We start from the raw sequence: 18,619 nt of genomic DNA, 5'->3' as shown, positions 1-18,619 counted from the left end.
ATAGGCAAAAGCGAATCCCTTTAAAGCGATCGTCAACGACGACTATCGCAAGGCCCAGAGAAGCCGGAAACGGACCGGCGCTTCCCCACATGATGCTCCGGTCCCTATCCAATTCTGAACCGATGATGTGACGCCGACCATGCTGCCCAGTTCTCAACAGGCCCGAGATGTGGCCTATCAGCTTCACGCCTATACCAACGCGCGGTCGCACCAACGGGCCGGGCCGCTCATAATTGAACGCGGCGAGGGCCCCTACGTCTTCGACACGGCAGGAAAACGCTACCTCGATGCGATGGCCGGTCTCTGGAGTGCGGGTCTTGGCTTCAGCGAAAAGCGGCTTATCGAAGCCGCGCATCGCCAGATGCAAATCCTGCCATTCTATCATACCTTCGCATCACGATCGAATGGGCCTTCCATCGCGCTTGCCGAGAAGCTGGTGAAGATGTCTCCGGTGCCAATGAGTAAGGTGTTCTTCACAAATTCCGGCTCGGAAGCGAACGATACGGTGTTGAAGCTGATCGCCTATCGATCGAATGCAGCGGGCCAGCCTCAGCGCAAGAAGGTCATCAGCCGGTTGCGCGGCTATCACGGCGTCACGATCGGTGCGGCAAGCCTGACCGGATTTCCAGACAACCACCGCTCTTTCGATCTGCCGCTCCCCAACATTATGCACACGGGCTCCCCCCATTTCTACAAGGACAGCCGTGCGGGCGAATCGGAGGAGACCTTTGCTACGCGTCGGGCCGAGGAGCTCGAGTCGCTGATTCAGCGCGAAGGTGCCGATACCATTGCAGCATTCTTCGGTGAGCCTGTCATGGGCGCGGGCGGCGTCATCGTTCCGCCGCCGACTTACTGGGACAAAATTCAAAGTGTGCTAAAAAAGCATAGCATCCTTTTGGTCGCTGATGAGGTGATTTGCGGCTTTGGCCGGACAGGAAAAATGTTCGGTTGCGAAACCTACAACATCGCGCCCGATGTAATCGTGGTGTCGAAGCAGCTCACGTCCAGTTATTTTCCGTTATCTGCGATCATAATGAATGACTACATGTTCGAACCAATCGCGGACGAGAGCAATAAGGTTGGACTGCTGGCTCATGGCTTCACGGGCGGTGGTCACCCGGTCGGAGCCGCCGTAGCGCTCGAAAACCTCAAACTCATCGAGGAGCGGGGTCTGATTGCGAACGTTGGCCGCATCGGGGCCTACATGCAGGAACGGCTGCGCACGCTCGTTGACCATCCACTCGTTGGGGAGGTCCGTGGCGTTGGCCTTATTGCGGCAATCGAGCTGGTGCTGGACAAGAAACGGAAAGTCGCCGCTACTACTCCGGGCGATGTTGGCAGCATTGCGAGCCGGTTGCTGCACGAGCGAGGGATCATCGTGCGGAATGTAGACGATGCATTGTCGATATGCCCACCTCTGATCGTCAACAAGGATCAAATCGACGAGCTCATCGACGGGATCACGGGCATGCTCCACGATCTTAAGGCGATGTAGTTAATTGTCGCGAGCCTCACTAGCGTTCACTCAACTCCGCTTAGTGCGCCGCGAGTCCGATTGTCTGGACATCCATCAATGAGGGGCAAGGTGCTCGACCTCGCGGTCGACGTCCGCGTCCGGAGCCCGAATTTCGGACGCTACGTTGCCGTCGAATTAAGCGAGCATAACCGGCGGCAACTATGGGTTCCGCGCGGATTCGCGCACGGTTTCGTTGTGTGCTCTCAGAGACCGCGGACTTTTTCTACAAATGCGATGATTTCTATAATCCGGAGAACGAGGTTTCGATCCGCTGGGACGACCCGGTGATCGGTATAAACTGGGGTATCAAAAAGCCGTCGCTCTCGGCCAAGGACGCGGCCGCGCCGCTGCTTGCCGACATCCAAAACTTCCATTGTACGGGCGGATACTGGTGACGGGAACCCGCGGGCAGGTCGGAGGTGCATTGATGCCCGCAGGTAAAGGGGATCGAGGCTGAAGTATTGGAAGGTTGAGGAACACGAACCGGTTCACCCGCATCGGAGGGCTGAAATGTCGCCTCCGTCTACACGGCTTAACAGGTGGAATGCTGATGATGATGTCGCCGGACAGTCGGCGCATTCGCCGCTGCCTTTGGGCGTAGCCGACAGCTGGATGGTGGGCATTTCACGGACTCTTCCTGGCCGAATCGTGTCTCTCGCTGCAGACCGGTGCCGGCGGCGCGGGCCGGATCAGCGGGCGGTCGCGGCCGAACGAGGCCAGCTGGGGTCATCTCCCGCGCGTCGAGCGCGATAGACGCGTCTTGGATTCGCCAGTCGAGGCCGCGGCTACGAGTTCGTTCCACGAGTCCGGCGGGTTTCCGCGGTCCAGCATCTTCCTGAACACGGCGTAGGCGTCGTTCGCGCTCTCGTAGGCGCGCAGCGTCGAGTCGTCGTTCACCCAGGCGAGAACGATGATCTTGGCGTCCGCCGATTGCTGATAGCGGAAGAACAGGCGGAACTGCTGCAGCAATTTCGCGCGGAACCAGTGCTTGTACTCGTCGCCGAGAGTGCCGCCCTGCCGATAGACGTCACGCGTTGGGTCACTCGGAATGTCGTCGAACGCCACCTTCAAGACAGCCGACAGGAGCTTCGCGGCGCGCTTCTTCTTGTATCCCTTCGGATCCTTCTTGCGCGCCTTCTCGACCCCCGCGATCATAGTCTCGAACTGGTCGAGAAATAGCGGATGGGCGTAGACCGTCCAACCGTTAACCCCGAAGGTGTCGTCGCTCACGTATCGTCTTCCGGCAGCGCCGCGTCGAGATCGACCTTAACACCCTTGACCAAGCCCTTGCCGCGCGCGACCAGCGACTTCGGCACCGGCCGGATCCGGGCTGGCTCGCTCCCCATGTCGCGGGCCAGGAACGCGAGGAACGTGCCGATCACCGGATCGCCGTGGTCGGCGCTCAACTGCTTCTTCGCGATCACAACGGTGCCGTCAGCGAGCCCCCGAAACACGACCTGGTCGCGCTTTCCCAGGGCCAGCATTTTGCGGATGGCGGCGGGCACGGTCGTCTGGCCGCGGTCTGTGATGGTCGCGGGGATCTCGAGGATTTCGGCGGTCTTGGCCATAGCGGCTCCTTGCGTCGTCACGACATCCCAATGTAATGCATCTGCATTGTAAGTCAAGTCTGCCTGGGTGCCTCGAGATGGCCGCAAACTGGCGATTCCGCCGTCTGGTGGAGTTGGCGCTGAAGCTCAACGAGAATGATGCACAATTGCCCGCCTCCAATGCCGCTGCTACAGCTGTGGCTCGGGGGTCTGCGCGAATGAATGGAAACTATAGAGCTGGCCCCGCAAATTCGGACAGTAGCTTGAGTGGATTTTCTGCCTGACAGCGGCGAGGATTCTTGCTGCGAATCAGGAGCGAAGATGACGAATAAGAGCCGCCGGACGCATTCTCCGGCATTCAAGGCGAAGGTTGCTTTGGCTGCGGTCAAAGGAGACAAGACACTGGCGGAGCTGGCGCAACTGTTTGATGTTCATCCGAACCAGATCACGATCTGGAAAAACCAGCTCCTGGAAGGCGCCGCCGGCGTGTTTGGGCATGACAAGACATCGGCCGAGACGCCGGTCGATTTGAAGGCGTTACATGCCAAGATCGGCGAGCTGGCGTTGGAAAACGATTTTTTGTCCGGCGCGCTCACCAAGGCGGGCCTGCTGAGCGCAAAGCGATGATCGACCGCGGTCATGATCTTTCTATCGTGCGCCAGGCGAAGGTCCTGAAGCTGGCTCGCAGCACGGTCTACTATGAACCTCGGCCAGTTTCGGCCGAGGACTGCGCGTTTCGCGGGATCGTGAGCAAGGCTTTCGGAGCCTTGCAGCGCTTCGGCCGACAACTCAACCGGCTTAGGGATGACCTCGTGGTTAACGAGGAAGTCCAATGCCTACCCAGAGATTGTCGATGCGCCGGATCAAGGAAGTCCTTCGGTTAAAACATTTTCAAGGCCTGCCAGAGCGGGCCATCGCGCGGAGCGTGGGCGTCAGCAACGGCGTTGTGCACAGCTACCTGAGCCGCGCCCGCTCTGCTGGGTTGAGCTGGCCGCTTCCGGAGGGAATGACCGATGAAGACCTGGAGCTTTTGCTTTTCCCGGCCCCACGACCAGCGTCTCAGAGCCCGCAGCGGCCGGTGCCCGACTGGAGCTACATCGATAAAGAGCTCCGCCGGCGCAACGTAACCCGTCGCCTGCTCTGGGAGGAGTATCGCGCCGTTAATCCCGACGGTTTCGGGTACACGTGGTTCTGCACTACCTACGAGGCCTGGAAGGGGCGGGTCCGACCTTCGATGCGGCAGATTCATCTGGGCGGCGAGAAGGTGTTCGTGGATTTCGCCGGCGACACCATCGACATCGTCGATCCCCTGACCGGGGAAGTGCAGCCGATGAAGCTGTTCGTCGCGGCGATGGGCGCTTCGAACTACACCTACGCCGAGGCCTGCCCCAGCGAGAGCTTGGCCGACTGGATCCGGGCCCACGTCAACTTGTTCACGTTTTTGAGCGGAACGCCGACGTTCGTGGTCTGCGACAACCTCAAAGCCGCCGTCAGCAACCCCGACCGCTACGATCCCGGCCTCAATCGCACTTATGCCGAGATGGCGAGCCATTACGGCACCGCCATTCTCGCCGCACGGCCGCGGCGCCCAAAAGACAAGGCGAAGGTCGAGGTCGCGGTGCAAATCGCCCAGCGCTGGATTCTGGCCCGGCTGCGCAATCAGCGCTTCTTTTCCCGGGCCGAGCTCAACGCCGCCATCAAGACACTCGTCGACGAACTCAATGCTCGTCAAATGCGTGGCTTCGGCTCAAGCCGCGCCGAACTGTTTGCCGAACTCGACAAACCCAAGCTAACCCCGCTGCCAGATCAGCCTTATGCCTTCGCACGCTGGAAGCGCTGCCGCCTCGCTCCCGATTATCATGTCGAGGTCGACGGCCATTGGTACTCCGCGCCGTATCGTCTGATTGGCGAGCTGGTCGATGCCCGTATCGACGATCGGACGGTCGAGATCTTCCACAAGGGCCAGCGGATCGCCAGCCATGCCCGCGCGCCCAACCGACGCGGACACACCACCATCGCCGACCACATGCCCAGCGCCCATCGCCGCTACGGCAAATGGACCCCCGCCGCGGTGATCGCCGCCGGCGAGCGGATCGGTCCTTCGACAGCAGCGTTTTTCCAGGCCGCGATCGACGCCCGGCCCCATCCAGAACAAGGCTTTCGAACCTGCCTTGGCATTCTGGCGCTCGTCAAAAGCTACGGCGCCGACTGACCGGAATGGCCAAGGCCTTCGAGGAGCAGCGCCGATCGCCCGATCTCGAAGCCCTGCCGTTCGAAGATCGCATCGGCCTGTTGGTCGACCGCGAAGCCGCCGAACGCGACACCAGGCGGCTCACCACGCGCCTCAAGATCGCCGCACTGCGCCAGACTGCTTGCGTCGAGGACGTCGATCTGCGCACCCCGCGGGGCATCGACCGCGCCGTTTTCGCCAAACTCGTCGAAGGTCGCTGGATCGATCGCCACGAGAATTTGCTCGTCACCGGGGCAACCGGCCTGGGCAAAAGTTGGTTAGCCTGCGCGCTCGGCCACAAGGCCTGCCGCGACAACCGATCAGTCCTCTATCATCGCGTTCCAAGGCTGTTCGAGGCGCTCGCGCTCGCGCGCGGAGACGGACGCTACGCCCGGCTCCTCAAAAGCCTCGGCCGCGCTCAGCTTCTGATTTTGGATGATTGGGGACTATCGGTGCTCACCGCCGCGGAACGCCGCGATCTGCTCGAAATCCTCGAGGACCGACATGGCCGCGCATCCACCATCGTCACAAGTCAGCTCCCGTGGACACCTGGCATGGAGCCATTGGGGACCCCACGGTCGCCGACGCCATTCTCGATCGCCTCGTCCACAACGCCCACCGCCTCCAGCTCACCGGAGAAAGCATGCGAAAACGCAGCGCCAAAACCATCACCCTTGACGGCCAACCAGAACACTGACTCTATCTCCCATCGGCCGTAGCGGGCTGCTCACGATCGTCTGAATTCAGTGCTCACGATCGCGCGAAATCGATGCTCACGATCCGTGAAATCCGCAGTCTGCTGGGCGATCGCCTGCTCGCGCGTCAGGCGGGCCATTTCGACCGTCGAGACGCTGCCCGATTTGATCAGTGACGAGGCCCGCTCGACGGCGGCCACTGCCTTCTCCCGTCGCGCGGCCGCGGCCTCGATCGCCGACTGGATTTCGGCAATGCGCGCCTGGAGCTGGAGGATGCGACCGTCGCGGAACTGGGCCGCCTGGCGGGCGAGGTCCTGTTGCGCCGTCTCGGCGGCCGCAAGCTTGGCGGCGAAACTCGGGCGCTCATTTTCCATCCGGGACATCTGCCGCCGAAGATCGTCGAGCCGCACGCGATCGCCACGCGCGTTGACGACATGAAGGATCGCGTCGCCCTCATGGACCACGCTGAGTTGCGTCGAGCCTTGCGGCGGCTTCGCGCTCACGGTGCCGTCAATCGGCGAGCGCAACGTCACGATCCTGGCATTGACCACGGCCGCAACGCTCGAGGTCTGCAGCACGGCCTTCAGCGGCAACCATCCGAAGACGGCCACAATCGCAAGGCCAATGCCGACCTTGAGCAGGCGGCGAACCGGCGCGAGCCTGCAGGTACTTCGGGATGGGAAGCACTATCGCTGACGGGCTCGCTCACCGGCTCGTCGTGCGCCGGCTGCAACCGATCCTGCAAATCGCGCTGCAACCCTCGTGCGCCCGATTCCTCGTCCTTGCTGACGGACGTATGATCTTCGGGAACGGGCTTCTGCTGTTCCTGATTCTCTCCTTTTGTGAGACGTCAAGCCCAACATATTGCTTCATAGCCCCTCCGATTCGTGTGATTGCGTGCAGGCTTGAAGATAGCGGACCTTTCGTCCCGCGGGCGCCGACCGCAATTATGTCATCGTGTGGGGTCCGGACGCCGATCGGCGTCCCAAGTACTTGATTGACTTCGCGCGTACGGGGGTCAATGTTCAGCGTCGATTCACAGCCAACTCTATCTCGCCCACGGCGACATCAGCCCCTGAGTCGGTTTTTGCAGTGCCTGCCGATCGACGACGAGCTGGTCCAGGTGGACTGTCTGCCCTCCTTGCTCCAATTGCCTAACCAGCGCCCGCGTCCCGTCCACGACAAAGACGCCGCAATCATAAGTGTTCTGCTGCTGGGCCATGCCGGCTGGCTCCAGGCGGAGGTGCAGCCTACTTGCGAGATGCTCTGCATGCTTTTTGTTGAGTCCCCTGTAGGAATCGTAGTGGTAGGCGACCGGCTGCCCCCGGTCACTGCGATCAACGAACAGCAGCGACCAATGGTTGCCGAGGTTATTAGGATCTTCAGGGTTGGCATTAATCACGGGCAGGAACAGGAAGTCGGCTGTATCATTAAATTCATCATCATGGACGATGCGCTGGAACTCGGTTTGCACGACGCCATCGTCGTTAGAGCCCAGATAATTTAGGACGATGAGGGGATTCACGAACCGCGTCCGGGCGGCGAGATCCGGATCGTTCCTCTGCAAATCCTGCTCCTGGAGCCGGTAATCCCTGTCGATATGCTCGTCGCCCAGCCATTCCGTGTCCTCGAGCACCAGCCCGTGGCCGTGAGACGAGACTGTCGGATCTAAAGCCCCGATCTGAGCGTTGGCGGAGGTGATCGGAAACGGCCGTACAGAATTAGCATCGTCGCGTGATTCGGACGGCGTGGGCGCAGTCAGATCAACCAATGGAAAACCGCGGTAGGTGTCCGAGCGCGCCCTGGCAGCGGGCGCCGGCGCAAAGTGAGCATCGTCGCGCAATTCCCACGGCGTGGGCGCATCCAGATGCACCAATGACTCAAGGCCGCCGTAGATGTCTGAGGGAGCCCTGCCGGTTGATGGTGAGGCCGGTTCTTGCATCTGCCGTCGCGCCAGCTCCTCGCGCAACCACGCCAAAGCTTCATCATCCGAGAAGGCTGGCGCCGGAGAAAGCCCCTGCGGCGAGCCGGGCTGTCGAGCGCCCTGGTGATGCCCCGGTACTGGCCCGGCAAACAGCGGCCGAAAGTCAGGCGCCGGGGCCCAAGCATTGTCACGCAACTCGAATGGTGTGCGCGGATTCGGATTAACCGCTGCCTCAAGACCGGCGTAGGTGTCTGAGCGAGCCCTGGCAGGATGCGCTGGCGCAAAATGAGCATCGTCGCGCAACTCGGACGGCGTCGGCGCATTCAGATCAACAAATGGCTCAAGACCAGCGTAGGTGTCTGAACGGGCCCTGGCAGGATGCGCTGGCGCAAAATGAGCATCGTCGCGCAACTCGGACGGCGTCGGCGCATTCAGATCAACAAATGGCTCAAGACCAGCGTAGGTGTCTGAACGAGCCCTGGCAGGATGCGCTGGCGCAAAATGAGCATCGTCGCGCAACTCGGACGGCGTCGGCGCATTCAGATCAACAAATGGCTCAAGACCAGCGTAGGTGTCTGAACGAGCCCTGGCAGGATGCGCCGGCGCAAAGTGAGCATCGTCGCGCAACTCGGACGGCGTCGGCGCATTCAGATCAACAAATGGCTCAAGACCAGCGTAGGTGTCTGAACGAGCCCTGGCAGGATGCGCCGGCGCAAAGTGAGCATCGTCGCGCAACTCGGACGGCGTCGGCGCATTCAGATCAACAAATGGCTCAAGACCAGCGTAGGTGTCTGAACGAGCCCTGGCAGGATGCGCCGGCGCAAAGTGAGCATCGTCGCGCAACTCGGACGGCGTCGGCGCATTCAGATCAACAAATGGCTCAAGACCAGCGTAGGTGTCTGAACGAGCCCCGGCAGGATGCGCCGGCGCAAAGTGAGCATCGTCGCGCAACTCGGACGGCGTCGGCGCATTCAAATCAACAAATGGCTCAAGACCAGCGTAGGTGTCTGAACGAGCCCTGGCAGGATGCGCCGGCGCAAAGTGAGCATCGTCGCGCAACTCGGACGGCGTCGGCGCATTCAGATCAACAAATGGCTCAAGACCAGCGTAGGTGTCTGAACGGGCCCTGGCAGGATGCGCTGGCGCAAAATGAGCATCGTCGCGCAACTCGGACGGCGTCGGCGCATTCAGATCAACAGATGGCTCAAGCCTGCCCTTAGCATGTGACGGGGGCCTGGATGGTGATGCTGGTTCGTGCAGCTGTTCACCCAACCAAACCCAAGCTCCCGCGCTTGGGCTTGCCGGCGTTGAGGGAAGATCCTGCGCCGAGCCGGGATGCCGATCGCCCCACGCGGCCGGCGAGCTCGGCTGCTCAGGGCCTGGCAGCCCCAGCTCTCGGTTCGCCTCGATGAGTTTTAAGTAGCTGCGAAGATGCGACAAATCGGGACGGTATCTTGCGCCTCCGGTCCGTTGGAACGCCAGCACATCGTTGTCCAGCGTTAACTGCTCCTTGCTAGAGCCGTTAAGTCGCCCGATGATGCTCCCTTTGCGATTCCCTTTAAGCCACGCACTCAGCGCGCGAAGACGTGTCGCCCGCTTTTGCGCAGACCCCTTATCCTTCGCAGTTTTAACATGTTTCAGAGCTTGGCTCAGCGCGCCCTCGATGAGGGGCGCATCTTCTGGATGAGGAACCAGGCGACGTGGGGCACCGAGGACGCGGGGTTCGGGAGCTTCGGCTTCTTCACCCCCACGCAAGAGCCGCCGGAGAACATCCAGGGCCGATGTAATGCGGTGCTGGGGGTCACGGCCCAATCTCCGGTACGCCGCAATTTCCTCATCCAGCGGTGTACCTTTTCGTAGCCGAGAAGCTACGGACCCCCCATGCTCTGCGTTGACCCAGCGAACAAATCTCCCAAGCCCGGAAACACTGTTATTGATGGCGCCTGGGGTGAGCTTGCGCCGCTTGGCGTCTACACGAAACCTCGCCAAGAGCTCCGCGTCTTCCCCCGAGAGCGGCTCGCCGATCAGCTCGTTTTGCGACAGCATCGGAGCCTGCATCTGCGATGGGGACGCCGCCAGTTGATGGGATGGCGTCTGCATCAGCTGCCGCTCAACGGCGACGCCCTGCGGATTGCTTAGCGTCTTCTGCCTCTTCGCTGATCTCAACTCCCCTATATCATGCTCATTGATGACGAGAACCTGCTCGCCTGGCCCGAGCGGGTTCCTGTGACGTTTATCCGTCAGTTCGTCGTCATGGTGGCGCCAGTTCAGGGACCCTGCAGCATCCAATGCCAGGCCATGCGGCGGTGAAACCCCATGGTCGGCGCGGGGCAAGTTCAAGTCACGAAAAGACCCTCCTGCATCCGCTGCTTGTTGATGGTGCGCAATTGTCTCGATAGGCGGCGAGGAGCTGGGTCCGTCCATCGTCTCCAAAAGCAGATCCTGCTGGTTCGCAGGCAGAGTCTCCGGCCAGCTGATAGCTCCGCTCGAGCTGTGCTGTGCAGTCGCGGCCCGGGTCCGGCTCGGCTCAGCGCGAACCGCGCCTTCGAAATCAGGAACGGGGCGAATATGAGGCCGGAGCTCGATCGCTCTAGCACCCGCCGGCGACCTCAGGAGATGAGCCAGTGCGGCCCCGGCTTTTCTGCGGCCACGGGGGTCCGCCTCCTTATACTGGCTGACATCATTATCCAGCGAGCCGTCGCCAAGTCGAGCAGCAATGCCGGGCTTATCGTTCTCACGGAGGTAATCACTGAAATCGATAAGAAGAGTTGCATACTTCCTGACGGTGTTGGCGGTGCCTGACGCTGCATCTTCCTTGTACCCTTTGATGAGATCCGCATCTTGGGAATAGGGATTCAGCTCAACCCGGCTTGCAATCGGCGCGATGCCGCCCGGCGATTGGGAGGCTCGAAGATGAACCAGTGGCGTAGCGATGGCCTGCCCCTCCTGCTTGCCGAACTCCAGGGCATCCTCGACCAGCGACTCTTCGGAAAGCCGGGCAGCAATGCCCGGCTTTCCGTTCTTTACGAGCCAATGCCCCAATCCGAGAAGACAACGTACATTGCGCCTGACGGTGCGCTCGGAGGCCCCAGCCTTGAAGAGTGCCGGCCCGAGCCCCTCAATAAGAGACGCATCGTCGGAATAAACAGGATCCATGCCGCTTCCTGCGAAAACCAAATTTGCATGGCCGAGCGGCAGCGCCGACGCATTCAGCGTCGTTCCACCGCCTTCACCGTGCGGAGCCGGCGTATATGGTTGCCCGCTCGCCCGCACGATGGGTCGCGCCTCAGATCGCGATGCATCCGCTTGATAGGCGCGGACCTGCATGAGCACGGGAGCGGACAGGACAGCGACCTCGCTCAGCTGCCGCTGAAAGGCCGCCGCCTCTGCCGACGAGTCGGCTGGAGAGGCATCTTGCGCGTCCACGCTATCCGTTTGTTGCCCCCCCCCGATTCATTGAGACGAATTTCATGTGTACTCACTTTCGAAGATGAAGAGCCTGGAGCGCTGATCGCATGCGCCTGGACTTGAGACGACACATCGCCGGCATTTGACGGTTCAGCTGCCAAGCGAAAGGAAGTTGGGGTCACGACGCTCCCGATCGAATTTCAATCGGACCCTGTTGTCGATCTGTTCGAGGAAGCCCGCGCCGGCTTCGAGCTCATCGAGGATTTCCTCTCGGTGAGAAACGGTCCACTTGATCGTGTCACCACAGCGACGCTCTGGCGCGGGACACCCAGGTAACTACATCCCGAGGCGCGCGAACTGCATCGACGCGTGCTCCGCCTCGGGAAGGGGATGCCACGGCTGGCCGCCAGCTGCGGTGCGCAACAAGGACCTACAGAACGCCGGCGTGAGCTTGCCGCGGTGGATCACGACGTTCTCGCGCCCCGTCGCAGCTCGAGCGCTCTGCCAGTCCTGATTGTAGCCGCGCTGGTCATTTGACTTCACGTGGCAAGCGGCGAACCCGGCATCGCTCAGCGTTGCCAACTGCCTGGCATGTACCGGCCGCTTGGTATGGATGTGCACCCACATCGGGCTTGGCGTCGCGCCATTGCGCAGGGCCTTGGGCTGCAGCTTGATCTCGAACAGTGTCCCCGGATCATCCTTCAAGGCGCGCGGTGAATTCACAGCCGCCAACTCCCCGGCCGCTCGCAACTGTTCAAGATACTTCTGGGACGGAAACGCGTAGGTCTTCATGCAATCGATCGTGATCACCGCCTTTTGCGCCGTGAAAGAGTTTGCCTGTCCCTGCACCTCGGACAACATCGCCTTGAGCCGGGCTATTTTGTCGTGCACTTCCGGCACTTGCGCAGGCGTGAGTAGGACACGTCGGCGAGGCTCCTCCAGCGCGGCTACACTGGCCTCAATCTCGGAGGCCTGTGTCTGCAGGCGCTTAACGACGAGATCCACGGCGTGATCGGCGTCCTCGGGCTTCCCGTGGCGCGCTTGCGAGACCGCGCTTTGCTGAGCCGGCAGATCGAACTGCAAAAGTTCGTCCAATCGCTTGAGTAATCCGGTCAGTGCGTTCCTGGAGGGCGGAGCCTGCAATATCTCCAGGTGCCCGGTCGCCGACGATGACGCCCTCGCGAGTGCCGCCTCCTCCGCGCTCGCGAGTTTCTTCGTACCCAGATCCGAGAGTACGATCACCTTGACTGTCGGGGCCGTGGCAGCGTCGGGCGTGGCGAGCTGCGGCTCGCGCGGCCCGGCCGCCGAACTTCGCTCGCCTGCGGCCGGTGCGCGCTTGCCCTTCCCCTCCCTGCGGGCCGCGCCCCCCTCAACCACTACGGCAGTCCGGGCCGTCGGCTCAATCACGGCGGGCGTCTTTGGCTGCACGTCCAAAAGACGCGTGACGTCGTCCGCGGTGACCCATGCACCATCCGCGATCTGGCCCAACAGTTTTAATGGAAGGTCGGCATCCGTTCCGGCGTCCCTTAGCCTGGTAACGATTCCGTGCACCCCTGAGGCAAATTCCGAAAGCCGCTCCATGACTCCTTCCAGAACGGTGCAGTGGTCTGCGTCGAGTGCCGCTCCGTTGCTGCTCAGAACGGCTTCGGACGCCGAGTTAAATGCCGGAAAAACATCCTCGATAAAGGTCCCGAGCAGACGCACCCGCCCATCCTCACCCATGAGGGCGTCGCTTACAGCTGGTTCGAACGTGCTCGCCCGCGACTCAATTAGAAGCTGAGCAAGAGCAACCTGCGATTGCAGATACACGCACTTCGTATAAAGTGCCCAGCCGGTCTGCAGGCGTAGTGCGGCCTCTTCGGCCTGCCGCATCTCGGGCGTGGTGCTCGGCAAGTTGGCGGTGGCCGCGCAGACGGACTGCATCCGTTCCATGCGCAATGCCTTCTTTCCCCACCCCTCCATGCAGGCCTCGTAGTGCTTCGCCACGCTGGATACCGCTCGGCTCAGCTGGTCAGGCTGAGCGTTGGCAACTCGCATATTCTTGAGCAAGGCTGTTGCTTTCTTCCTGCTCTTCTCCAGGTCGCCGATAATCCAGGTGGCCACGATGTCGCATTCGTTTCCCGCAGCGATAGTTTCCTCGCGGAGTCGGCGAGCCCGACCGTCGGAAAGAAGCCCCCGCGCCATGTCCGGGGGGAGGCTCGCGTAATAGCCCAGAACTTCCGAGCCTGCCTTGACGACTTGATCGATCAGCTCTTGCGCCTCCGACGGGTTCGGGTTCCGGGCTCGTGTGGCTGCATTTTTAGAAGCATCAAGCCCCGCAAGCAGGCTGCGCATTTTTTGCTTCGCTGCCTTGATTCCGTCGCCACTTGAGGAAATCTGGACTGCCACCGCCGAAGCTGGTGGCAGGCTCACGAGCGGAGCCGTTCCATCTCGAGGCCCGGAGCGCATCCGCTCCACGACAGAGTCGAAAGATTGCCCGCCCTCCCCGGGGGCGGGACCGAGCTCCGGGCTCGAACTACTCGATCCCCATGCGCTGTCGGCTCCTGCGGGCCCAACGTGCGATTTACCAGCTCGGCCAATGCCTGTCATATTCCACCTCCGATAAAGTCGAGAGTGCGCAGCCAGTCTGCATAGACTGGCTGGCTGACGAGTAGCTGACGTAGGGCGCTTCTCCCCGATTCACAGGAAAACCCGGATCACCGTGGGGTGCAATTCCATCGCGCCTGGCGTGCTGCTGGAGGCAGCGGGGCATCGTCAACTTAATCGACCGCGAGCCGAAGGAGGCGCTTCTCAAAGGTTCGAGATTCGGCGATAGCGCTTGTCGCGGAGATCTCGCGCCAAGTCGCAAAGGCTCGCCCGCGCGAAGCACGACGGAAGTCGGCAGTGACGGCTCCAGAATAGGGGATGTGGAAAAGGTTCGCGACCTGATCGTGAACTGACAGAAACCGTTGAGCCTGACGGGACGATTTGAAACGCTCCATGATCCGCTCGCGCCGCCGCGTCGGCTGATGAGAATTCTCGGCCCAATTGTTGAGAGCTTTGTGCTGGCGATGTTCGACGTGAAAGCCCATCTTCGCCCTCGCAGCGCCGTACGAACGGAGCTTGTCCGTGATTGTCCGTCGTTAGATGGTCGTTCAGCCGCCGGCGGCATACAACGCGCCGGATTCGAGCGAATGGTGGCGGAGGTTTGCCTCGGCAGGGTTGGTGCGGTTTGCGCCCGCGAGGTCTCGCGCTTCGCCCGCAACAGCCGGGATTGGCAGCAACTCATCGAGATGTGCCGCGTGGTCGATACCGTTCTGGTCGATCAAGAGACCATCTATGCGCCAAGGCACGGCAACGACCGCCTGCTGCTCGGGCTCAAGGGCAGCCTCAACGAGTACGAGCTGGATCTGTTGCGCCAGCGCTCGCTCTCGGCCCGCTACGAGAAGGCGCGCCGGGGCGAGTTGGTTGTGACAGCGCCCGTCGGCTTCGTGAAGGCCGGCGACCGTTATGAGAAAGACCCGGATCGGCGTGTCCAGGAGGCGATCAAGCTGGTGTTCGACAAGGTCGAGGAACTGGGCAGCGCGCGACAGGCGCTCTGCTGGCTCCATGAGTACAATCTCGATCTGCCGGTGAAGCAGACCAACGGCGACACGGCCTGGCGGCGACCAAACTACTCTGCCATCCACCGGATCATTGAGAACCCGGTCTACGGCGGCGCCTATGCCTATGGTAAGACAGCTGTGGCGGCGGGATACAGCACCGCTGGCGTGAGCCTGAAGATCCGCCGCAAGGCGCGGAACGAATGGCTGACGCTGAAGCCCAACACTCACGAAGGGTATGTGAGCTGGGAGAAGTTCGAGGCGATTCGCACCATGGTCAGCAGCAATGTTCCCACCAGTCGGCATCACGGCGCGCCCAACCATGGTGACGCGTTGCTGGCCGGTCTGATCCGCTGTAAGCGCTGCGGTCGCAAGCTCACACTCCGGTACTCCGGCATGGAGAACCATATCCCGCGCTACAGCTGCAACCGTGCCTGGATGGATAATGGCTGGGCCCACTGCATCGCCTTCGGCGGACTGCGCGTCGATGACGCCATCGAAGAATCGCTGCTTGGAGTCGTCGGTCCGGGCGCTGTCGCCGCCGCAACCGCTGCCGCCAAGGGAGCCAGGGAACGGCGCGATCAGGTACGCGATGCTCTCAGTCGCGACCTCGAAGCGGCGCGCTATGCCGCCGACAGGGCTTTCCGGCAATACGATGCCGCTGATCCCGCGAACCGGCTGGTGGCCAGTGAGCTGGAAGCGCGCTGGAACAGGGCGCTCGCTCACGCGGCGGAGGTTGAGGCCAAGATCGCCATGCATGATGCGGCCACGCCCGCACCCCTTGCCGATCCAGTCTCGCTCGGCGTTCTGGCCTCGAACCTCAAAACGGTCTGGGATGCGCCGACGACGGATGCTCGCCTCAAGAAGCGCATTGTGCGCACCCTCATCCATGAGGTCGTGGCCGATATCGACGACGCGGCCTCGGAGATCGTTCTCATCGTCCATTGGGTGGGGGGCGCCCACAGCGAGTTGCGCTTGCCGAAGCGCCGGCGCGGACAGCGCAACAGCACCTCTGCCGATATCGTCCAGGCCGTGCGTCAACTGGTGCTGATCGCCAGCGACGATCTGATTGCCGGCCTCCTCAATCGCAACGGCCTCAAGACCGGCAACGGCAATCGCTGGACCCGCGAGCGCGTCACATCAATGCGCTCGAACTACCACATCCCGGTGTTCAAGCCCGCCGAGGACGCGATCGAGCCATGGCTCGGGGCTTGGCAACCTTGACCATCACGCTACTCAACAAAACAGGTTATCGAATCTAGTCCCCGGAATCAGAGCTGAGTGATACGGCGGCCTTTGAAACGGCGTTGACGGACCTTTTTCTTGGTCCAGACGAAGGGCTCGGCTCTGTCGTTGTATGCGTTGACGTAGGCATCGATGTGTTCCTGAAGCTGCTTGAGGCTCGTGAAGGAGGTGCCGCTGAGCGACTGCCCCTGCAAGATGGAAAACCATACTTCGACCTGATTGAGCCATGACGCACTTGTCGGCGTGAAATGAAATTGCACGTTGGGGTGGGCCTTGAGCCAGTCCTCGTTCTTTTTATGGGTGTTGAGGTTGTCGAGGATGACGTGAAGCTTGCGGTTCGGAAAAGTCGCGGTGACGCTGTTCATGAAATCGAGAAACTCGACGCGGCGCCGGCGTTTTGAATGGGTCGCGATGATCTTTCCGGTGGCGACTTCGAGCGCCGCAAACAATGTTGTGGTGCCATGCCGCTTGTAATCGTGGCTTTGGCCGGTTAAGGCGCGGCCATTGGGCAACTTCAGATAACCCTGCGCTCGCTCCAAAGCCTGGATCGAGGGCTTCTCGTCCACGCACAGCACAATGGCCTTCGCCGGCGGCGCGACATAGAGGCCGACAACATCGGCGGCTTTGGCCGTAAAGTTCGGGTCGTTGCTCTCGCACCAGGACTTGCGAGCCACCAGGTCAATCTTGTGGCTGCGCAGGAACCGCCAGACATATTGGACATCGACATCGCCCAGCGCCTCGGCCAGCAGGGGGCCGGTCCAGCGCGCAAACCCTTGCGGTGGCGGCTTATCCAGCAGCTTCAGAATCCGCTTGTCGGTCGTCTTCGTATAGATCGGCTGCTTGCCAGGCCGCGGCTTGTCTTGCAGCCCTTCAAGGCCATGGTCGGCATAGCGATGCCGCCAAAGGCTGACAATCCGCGGCTGGACCCCAACTTCCTTGGCGATCGACCGGGTGCTGCGCCCATCCGCCGCCAACAGAACTATCCGCGCCCGCTTCAAATCGCGCTGCAACGTCACCGGTGAGCGACAGCACGCCTCAAGCACCTTGCGATCTTTCCTCGAAAGGTGGACTTCTCTTGCTTCGGGTATCATCCCGACCTTGAATCACGACTCACGTTCCAAGAAAAGTGGGTACTAGTCAGGCTCCTGGTCGGCCTGGGGCTTCGGTTCGCGCAGCACGATTTTACCCAAAACGGCCAAGCCGGGCGCGATCACGATATTGAAACCCTTGCCGTCATCGTTCGGCAAAGCGGCGCCGATCCGCGTCCATGTAGAATTTCGGCCGTCACCGGCCACAGCGAAGGCATCGTGCGTGGGCTTTCGACTTTCAGACATGAGGTTTCCTTTTCAAAACGAGGGATGTTCATCATGACCGACAATCCGCGCCAGGGCTCGGCGCGGGATGACTTCTTTCGGGCCTCGGCGCTGCAACTGCTGACGGCGTTGATCGCCGATGTCTGTTTGTCCGGTCATACGGAAAAGAAGGATCAGCACCTCCGCCAGGTCCGCGCCAACCTGTCGGAGCCGGAGCCGAAGTTGCGCCAGCGGCTTCAGACGATTTACGACAACTCCGAGTCCGGATTCGTGAAGGAGAATGTCGCGCCCTTCATCGCCATGACGCCAGAGACCTTCAGCGGCGTCTACGCCAATGCGGTGAAGGAAACCCACTGGCTCTCCTATGGCAACTATGCCGCCCTGGTGTCCGGATCGAGCTTCACGACGGCCGAGCTCGCGGAGGGCCGGACGGACGTCTTCATCAATCTCGACCTGAAGACCCTGGAGAACCATGCCGGCCTCGCCCGCGTCATCATCGGCTCGCTGCTCAACGCCATCTACAATCGCAATGGCGAAGTGACCGGCCGGACCCTGTTCCTACTCGATGAGGTCGCGCGTCTCGGCTACTTACGCATTCTCGAAACCGCGCGTGATGCGGGGCGCAAATACGGCATCACCCTCTTGATGCTCTACCAGTCAATCGGCCAGATGCGCGAGGCCTATGGCGGCCGCGATGCCACCAGCAAGTGGTTCGAAAGCGCATCCTGGATCTCCTTCTCGGCGATCAACGACCCCGAGACGGCGGACTACATCTCCAAGCGCTGCGGCGACACGACGGTCGAGGTCGATCAGCTGAGCCGGTCCTCGCAGACGTCGGGTTCCTCCCGGACGCGGTCCAAGCAGCTCGCGCGCCGGCCGCTGATGCTGCCGCATGATGTCTTGCGCATGCGAACCGACGAGCAGGTCATCTTTATTGCGGGCAATCCACCGCTGCGATGCGGACGCGCCATCTGGTTCCGGCGCACCGACATGCGCGCCTGCGTCGGCGAAAACAGGTTCTATCGGAGAGACGCTGGTCGGCGTCGCTGATTATCGCGAACGCGGCGATGAGAAAGACGTGGGCGGCATACAAACGACCGGCTGGTTCCCAGGCAGAGAAAGAAAGGGCGTACGTGGAAGGGCAGTATTGTCTGGGAACG

Annotated in this window: 10 protein-coding genes and 5 pseudogenes; 8 read left to right on the top strand and 7 right to left on the bottom strand. The window is 61.6% G+C overall.

What is annotated here, in order from left to right:
- Positions 1 to 139: 139 nt before the first annotated feature.
- From CIT37_RS35250 to CIT37_RS40245, 3 genes are all read left to right on the top strand, one after another.
- Positions 140 to 1,495 carry an aspartate aminotransferase family protein gene (locus CIT37_RS35250; RefSeq protein ID WP_038937402.1) on the top strand — a complete coding sequence of 452 codons (1,356 nt, stop codon included), beginning with the start codon at positions 140 to 142 and terminating at the stop codon, positions 1,493 to 1,495.
- A gap of 78 nt (positions 1,496 to 1,573) precedes the next feature.
- Positions 1,574 to 1,804 (top strand): dTDP-4-dehydrorhamnose 3,5-epimerase family protein, encoded by a 231-nt coding sequence (locus tag CIT37_RS35245; RefSeq protein ID WP_244651854.1) that lies wholly within the window; start codon positions 1,574 to 1,576, stop codon positions 1,802 to 1,804.
- Positions 1,714 to 1,911, top strand: a complete 198-nt coding sequence (locus CIT37_RS40245) for a dTDP-4-dehydrorhamnose 3,5-epimerase family protein (RefSeq protein WP_018648901.1) — start codon at positions 1,714 to 1,716, stop codon at positions 1,909 to 1,911. The genes CIT37_RS35245 and CIT37_RS40245 overlap by 91 nt, the downstream gene beginning before the upstream one ends.
- Before the next feature lie 331 nt (positions 1,912 to 2,242).
- On the opposite strand, the gene CIT37_RS35240 is transcribed toward CIT37_RS40245, so the two are convergent.
- Together CIT37_RS35240 and CIT37_RS35235 are read right to left on the bottom strand one after the other, a co-directional pair.
- The gene (locus CIT37_RS35240) at positions 2,243 to 2,746 is read right to left on the bottom strand and encodes a type II toxin-antitoxin system YhaV family toxin (RefSeq protein WP_071916615.1); all 504 of its coding nucleotides are present in this window, start codon (positions 2,744 to 2,746) and stop codon (positions 2,243 to 2,245) included.
- On the bottom strand, positions 2,743 to 3,084 hold the full coding sequence (locus tag CIT37_RS35235; RefSeq protein ID WP_014498004.1) for a type II toxin-antitoxin system PrlF family antitoxin: 342 nt from the start codon (positions 3,082 to 3,084) through the stop codon (positions 2,743 to 2,745). The genes CIT37_RS35240 and CIT37_RS35235 overlap by 4 nt, the downstream gene beginning before the upstream one ends.
- A gap of 300 nt (positions 3,085 to 3,384) precedes the next feature.
- Here CIT37_RS35235 and CIT37_RS35230 point away from each other — a divergent pair.
- From CIT37_RS35230 to istB, 3 pseudogenes are all read left to right on the top strand, one after another.
- A pseudogene (locus tag CIT37_RS35230) lies at positions 3,385 to 3,797 on the top strand (transposase); the annotation flags it as partial.
- A 98-nt stretch (positions 3,798 to 3,895) separates the two neighbouring features.
- Positions 3,896 to 5,272, top strand: a pseudogene (gene istA, locus CIT37_RS35225) (IS21-like element ISFK1 family transposase); the annotation flags it as partial.
- 8 nt (positions 5,273 to 5,280) lie between these two features.
- Positions 5,281 to 5,990 (top strand): annotated as a pseudogene (gene istB, locus CIT37_RS35220) (IS21-like element ISFK1 family helper ATPase IstB).
- Positions 5,991 to 6,020: 30 nt separating this feature from the next.
- Here the strand turns inward: istB and CIT37_RS35215 are convergent.
- The 4 genes and pseudogenes from CIT37_RS35215 to CIT37_RS35200 form a co-directional block, all read right to left on the bottom strand.
- Positions 6,021 to 6,599 carry a hypothetical protein gene (locus CIT37_RS35215; protein WP_011084521.1) on the bottom strand — a complete coding sequence of 193 codons (579 nt, stop codon included), beginning with the start codon at positions 6,597 to 6,599 and terminating at the stop codon, positions 6,021 to 6,023.
- Positions 6,600 to 7,036: 437 nt separating this feature from the next.
- Positions 7,037 to 11,338 (bottom strand): Ulp1 family isopeptidase, encoded by a 4,302-nt coding sequence (locus CIT37_RS35210; RefSeq protein WP_244611327.1) that lies wholly within the window; start codon positions 11,336 to 11,338, stop codon positions 7,037 to 7,039.
- Between the two features lie 318 nt (positions 11,339 to 11,656).
- Positions 11,657 to 13,909, bottom strand: coding sequence for a T3SS effector XopP-like protein (locus CIT37_RS35205; protein ID WP_028144443.1), 2,253 nt, complete (start codon positions 13,907 to 13,909; stop codon positions 11,657 to 11,659).
- 181 nt (positions 13,910 to 14,090) lie between these two features.
- A pseudogene (locus CIT37_RS35200) lies at positions 14,091 to 14,442 on the bottom strand (DDE-type integrase/transposase/recombinase); the annotation flags it as partial.
- On the opposite strand from CIT37_RS35200, the gene CIT37_RS35195 reads away from it, so the two are divergent.
- On the top strand, positions 14,329 to 16,125 hold the full coding sequence (locus CIT37_RS35195; protein ID WP_095427044.1) for a recombinase family protein: 1,797 nt from the start codon (positions 14,329 to 14,331) through the stop codon (positions 16,123 to 16,125). The pseudogene CIT37_RS35200 and the gene CIT37_RS35195 overlap by 114 nt on opposite strands.
- A 47-nt stretch (positions 16,126 to 16,172) precedes the next feature.
- Here the strand turns inward: CIT37_RS35195 and CIT37_RS35190 are convergent, their stop codons facing one another.
- Positions 16,173 to 17,237: an IS630-like element ISRj1 family transposase gene (locus tag CIT37_RS35190; RefSeq protein ID WP_011084514.1), complete on the bottom strand. Its 1,065-nt coding sequence runs from the start codon at positions 17,235 to 17,237 to the stop codon at positions 16,173 to 16,175.
- Positions 17,238 to 17,507: 270 nt separating this feature from the next.
- Between CIT37_RS35190 and CIT37_RS35185 the strand changes: the two are divergent.
- Positions 17,508 to 18,509 (top strand): annotated as a pseudogene (locus tag CIT37_RS35185) (type IV secretory system conjugative DNA transfer family protein); the annotation flags it as partial.
- Positions 18,510 to 18,619 lie beyond the last annotated feature (110 nt).

Origin of the sequence: Bradyrhizobium ottawaense, from assembly GCF_002278135.3 — a bacterium.
GTDB lineage: Bacteria > Pseudomonadota > Alphaproteobacteria > Rhizobiales > Xanthobacteraceae > Bradyrhizobium > Bradyrhizobium ottawaense.
Note: the sequence above shows the minus strand (reverse complement) of the source record. Positions and strands in the feature narration are given on the sequence as shown.

Bases quoted from the DNA above. Each gene is read 5' to 3' on its own strand.
- CIT37_RS35250 (WP_038937402.1), top strand. From the start codon at position 140: ATGCTGCCCAGTTCTCAACAGGCCCGAGATGTGGCCTATCAGCTTCAC.
- CIT37_RS35245 (WP_244651854.1), top strand. From the start codon at position 1,574: ATGAGGGGCAAGGTGCTCGACCTCGCGGTCGACGTCCGCGTCCGGAGC.
- CIT37_RS35235 (WP_014498004.1), bottom strand. From the start codon at position 3,084: ATGGCCAAGACCGCCGAAATCCTCGAGATCCCCGCGACCATCACAGAC.
- CIT37_RS35205 (WP_028144443.1), bottom strand. From the start codon at position 13,909: ATGACAGGCATTGGCCGAGCTGGTAAATCGCACGTTGGGCCCGCAGGA.
- CIT37_RS35195 (WP_095427044.1), top strand. From the start codon at position 14,329: ATGAGAATTCTCGGCCCAATTGTTGAGAGCTTTGTGCTGGCGATGTTC.
- CIT37_RS35190 (WP_011084514.1), bottom strand. From the start codon at position 17,237: ATGATACCCGAAGCAAGAGAAGTCCACCTTTCGAGGAAAGATCGCAAG.